Origin of the sequence: Roseateles sp., assembly GCF_036486225.1 — a bacterium.
GTDB lineage: Bacteria > Pseudomonadota > Gammaproteobacteria > Burkholderiales > Burkholderiaceae_C > Roseateles.
In genome coordinates this window covers 1-4069 of sequence record NZ_DASVNZ010000378.1, presented here as the reverse complement: position 1 = coordinate 4069, position 4069 = coordinate 1, and the positions used below count along the sequence as shown (strand labels likewise).

Sequence of the window (4069 nt, the reverse complement as noted above, 5' to 3'; positions counted from 1 at the left end):
GGGCGTCCGGGCGTCCGGGCGTCTGGGCGTCCGGGCGTCCGGGCGTGCGGTCGGAGGAAGCGCGATGTCCGCCGGCGGCGCCCGCCGCCGAGCGCCGCAGCGCGCCGGGCGGCTGTCCCACGATGCGCTTGAACGCGCGGCTGAACGATGCCTCGGAGTCGTACCCGAGCCGGTCCGCCGCGACCGCGACGCGCATGCCCTCGTGCGCGATCCAGCGGCGGGCCTGGAACATCTTGACCTTGGCGACGTACTTGGCCGGGCTCTCCCCGACGGTCTTGGTGAACGCCTCGGCGAAGCGCGAGCGCGAGGCCCCCATCAGCCCGGCCAGCTCCGGCACGCTCCAGTCGCGTTCGGGCTCGTTGTGGATCGCGGCGATCACCTTGCCGATGCCGGGGCACTGCACAGCCGCGATCCAGCCGCTGGCGTCGTTGCAGGCGCATTCCACCCAGGCGCGGATGATGCTGGCGGCCAGCACGTCGGCCAGGCGCGCGAGGATGCCGCAGGCGCCGATGCGATCCAGCGCCACCTCGCGCTCCATCGCCTCCAGCAGCGTCGGCACGGTGGGATCGCGGCGCGCCAGGTCGTTGGCCCGCATCGCGTCCGGCATCATCGCCAGCAGCGGGTGCAGCGGATCCAGGTTGAAGCGCATCGCGCCGCAGAACATGACGTCGGGGGGATCCACCATCTCCCCGGCTTCCGCGCCGACGAGGTAGATGTCCTCCGCGACGGCGCGACGCGAGATCGAATCGATCTCCACCGCCGGCAGATCCGGCGCGCTGGCCAGCACGTGCGCACTGCCGCGCGGCAGCAGCACGGCGTCGCCGGGGTTCAACTGCACCCAGTCGCTGCCCGGCGTCTTCAGCCAGCAGCTGCCGCGCGCGACGAAGTGGAAGCGCGCTTCCTTGCGCGCCGGGAAGGCGATCGCCCAGGGCGCGCGCATCAGGCAGCGGCCGTACTCGACGCCCTCCAGCCGCAGCCCCAGCAGGATCTGCGTCAGCAGGTCGGCGGGCTTCAGCGGCGTCGGCGGGAGCGGCTCCAAGGGCGCGCTGGAGGAATCGTCATGCATTTCGGCTCTTCCGGCATGGAAACGCCTGAATACTACCCATAAGCTGAAGACCATTCCCACTGTCTCCCTACCCTGCCGTGTCTTCCACCTGCACCGACTGCCTTGAGGCGCCCCTCGCCACCCCCGCTCCGGTGGGCGCAGCCTCCGGGTCCGCCCCCACCACAGCAGCCGGCGCCACCGCCCCGGCCGCCGCCGAGGAGCCGGCCCACTGGGCGGCGATCGCCTCGCTGACCGTCGGCGTCTTCGGCCTGGTGACAGCCGAGTTCCTGCCCGCCAGCCTGCTGACCGCGATGGCGGCCGACCTGAACATCAGCGCCGGCGCCGCCGGCCAGACCGTCACGGCGACCGCGCTGGTCGGCGCCGTCGCCGCGCCCTCCATCCCGCTGCTGACCAAGCGCTTCGACCGGCGCCTCGTCCTGATCGCCCTGACGCTGCTGCTGGTGCTGTCCAACGTCATGGCGGTCACGGCGTCCAGCCTGGGCGTGCTGCTTGCGGCGCGGGTGATCCTGGGCGTCGCGCTCGGCGGCTTCTGGTCCATGGCCGCGGCGCTGGCGATGCGGCTGGTGCCCATGCACCTGTTCGCGCGCGCCATGTCGGTCATCCTGGCCGGCGTCTCCGTCGCCACCGTCTGCGCGGCGCCCATCGGCGCCTGGATGGGCGAGATGTGGGGCTGGCGCAGCGCCTTCGTCGCGGCCGGCGTGCTCAGCCTGGTGACGCTGGCGGCGCAACTCCTGACCCTGCCCAAGCTCCCACCGAAGGACAACCCCAACCTGCGCGTGCTGGGCGAGCTGCTGACCCGCCCCGGCGTGCGCGTCGCGCTGCTGGCGGTGCTGCTGGTGATCTCCGGTCACTTCGCCGGCTTCACCTACATCCGGCCGCTGATGGAGAACATCACCCATCTGCCGGTGCCGATGATCTCGGCGGTCCTGCTGGGGTACGGCATCGGCGGCTTCTTCGGCAACCTGGTCGGCGGCTTCCTCGCCGAACGCAGCGAACGGCGCGCCATCGTCGCCGGCGGCTCGCTGATCGTCGTCCTCGCGGCTGCGCTGCTGATGGCCGGCAGCTCGGTCTGGGTCACCGCGGTGGCGGTCGTGCTGTGGGGCTTCGCCTTCGGCGCCTTCCCCGTCGGCTTCCAGACCTGGATCGTGCGCGCCGCGCCGGACCAGGCCGAGGGCGCGGGCGGGCTGCTCGTCGCGGCCTTCCAGATCGCGATCGCCAGCGGCGCCATCGGCGGCGGCATGCTCGTGGACCACATCGGCGCGCTCGGCGGCCCCACCTTCGCCGCCGCGGCGATCACCCTGGGCACGCTGCTGACGCTGCGTCACGGACCTCGCGCCGCCAAGGCCTGATCCTCGAGTCGACCCGACTCGCCACCGGAAGGATGCTCATGAGTCCGCTCGTCAACCGCCGTATCGTCCTTGCCGCCCGGCCCGCCGGGCGGCCGGTGCCGGAGGACTTCCGGCTCGAATCGGCGTCCGTGCCTTCGCCTGCCGAGGGCCAGGTGCTGCTGCGCACGCTGCTCCTGTCGCTCGACCCGTACATGCGCAACCTGATGGAGGAGGTCGGCCCGGGCTACGCGCCGCCGATCGCGATCGGCGACGTCATCGTCGGCGGCACGGTGAGCCGGGTGGTCGAGTCGCGTCACGCGGACTTCCGCGCCGGCGACCTCGTGCTGTCCAACGCGGGCTGGCAGGACTACGCGCTGAGCGACGGCAGCGACCTGATCGCGCTGGGCGACATGACGCGGCCCTCGCTGGCGCTGGGCGCGGCGGGCATGCCGGGCTTCACCGCGCAGGTCGGGCTCGACGAGATCGGCTGTCCACGCGCGGGCGACACCGTGGTGGTCGGCGCCGCGACGGGCGCGGTCGGCGCGATGGTGGGGCAGCTCGCGAAGCGGGCCGGCGCGCGGGTCGTGGGCATCGCGGGCGGCGCGGACAAGACCCGGCACCTGATCGAGACCTTCGGCTTCGATGCCGCCGTGGACCGGCGCGATCCGCAGTTCGCCGAGCTTCTAGGAGCCGCGGCACCGAACGGCATCGACGTCTACTTCGAAAGCGTCGGCGGCGAGGTGCTGGACGCCGTGCTGCCGCTGCTGAACATCGGCGCGCGCGTGCCGGTCTGCGGCTTCATCGCGCATTACAACGAGGCGGGCGCCGCTCCGGTCGGGCAAGCCGCCGGCACGCCGGATCGCCTCGCGCGGCTGCTGGCGACCGTGCTGCAGAAGCGTGTCCGCATGGAGGGCTTCATCGTGCTCGACCACTATGGCGAGGGCATGGCGCGCTTCAAGGCATTCCAGCGCGAGATGACCGCGGCGATCGCCGCCGGCGAGCTCAAGGCGCTGGAGCATGTCGTCGACGGACTCGAGCTGGCGCCTCAGGGTCTGATCGATCTGCTCGACGGCCGCAACATCGGCAAGGTCGTGGTGGCGGTCAGCCGCCCAGACGCTTCCTGACGGGCAGTGCGGCGCCGTCGGCCACCTGGTCGGCTTCAAGTCCGTCGCGCCACGCTGCCGGCGTCACGCCGATCTCCCGCTTGAACGCGCGTTGGAACGCGGCTTCGGACGCGTAGCCGACGGCTTCACCGATGGCGGGGACGGACTCGCGTCCGGCGCGCAGCCGCCGGGCGGCTTCGGTCATCCGCACCTGGTTCAGGAACTCGGCCGGCGACACGCCCGCCGCCGCCTGGAAGGCGCGGATCAGCGAGGACCGTGACAAGCCCGCGTGTCCGGCCATGCTGTCGAGAGTCCAGTCGCTGGCCAGGTTGGCGAGGATGTCGACGACCAGCGCCGCCAGTCGCGGATGCGCGCCGAGCGCCAGCACGCCGGGCGCTTCCACGGTGACCGGGAGGCCCTCGCCCATCGCCGCGCGCAGCGCGACGGCGAAGAGCGCGCCTGAGAGGTGCCGGAGCAGCACCGCCCCGCCTTCGCCGGGCGCGTCGGCCTCTTCGCGCATCAGCGCCAGCAACCGCGTCAGGCGCGAGCCGGGCCCGGGCGACCGCACCACC

4 protein-coding genes are annotated in these 4069 nt (G+C 72.8%); 2 read left to right on the top strand and 2 right to left on the bottom strand.

Translation table 11 applies throughout. The features are described 5' to 3' along the window. Nucleotides 1-1066: AraC family transcriptional regulator (locus tag VF536_RS24545; protein ID WP_331617560.1), on the bottom strand; the 1066-nt coding region annotated here is incomplete at its 3' end. 131 nt (nt 1067-1197) lie between these two features. On the opposite strand from VF536_RS24545, the gene VF536_RS24540 reads away from it, so the two are divergent. Further along, on the top strand, nt 1198-2415 hold the full coding sequence (locus VF536_RS24540; protein ID WP_331617559.1) for an MFS transporter: 1218 nt from the start codon (nt 1198-1200) through the stop codon (nt 2413-2415). Nucleotides 2416-2447: 32 nt separating this feature from the next. Continuing rightward, nucleotides 2448-3518 (top strand): NADP-dependent oxidoreductase, encoded by a 1071-nt coding sequence (locus tag VF536_RS24535; RefSeq protein ID WP_331617557.1) that lies wholly within the window; start codon nt 2448-2450, stop codon nt 3516-3518. On the opposite strand, the gene VF536_RS24530 is transcribed toward VF536_RS24535, so the two are convergent. Further along, on the bottom strand, nt 3496-4069 hold a 574-nt coding region (locus tag VF536_RS24530), incomplete at its 5' end, for an AraC family transcriptional regulator (protein WP_331617556.1). The two genes, VF536_RS24535 and VF536_RS24530, sit on opposite strands and share 23 nt — an antisense overlap.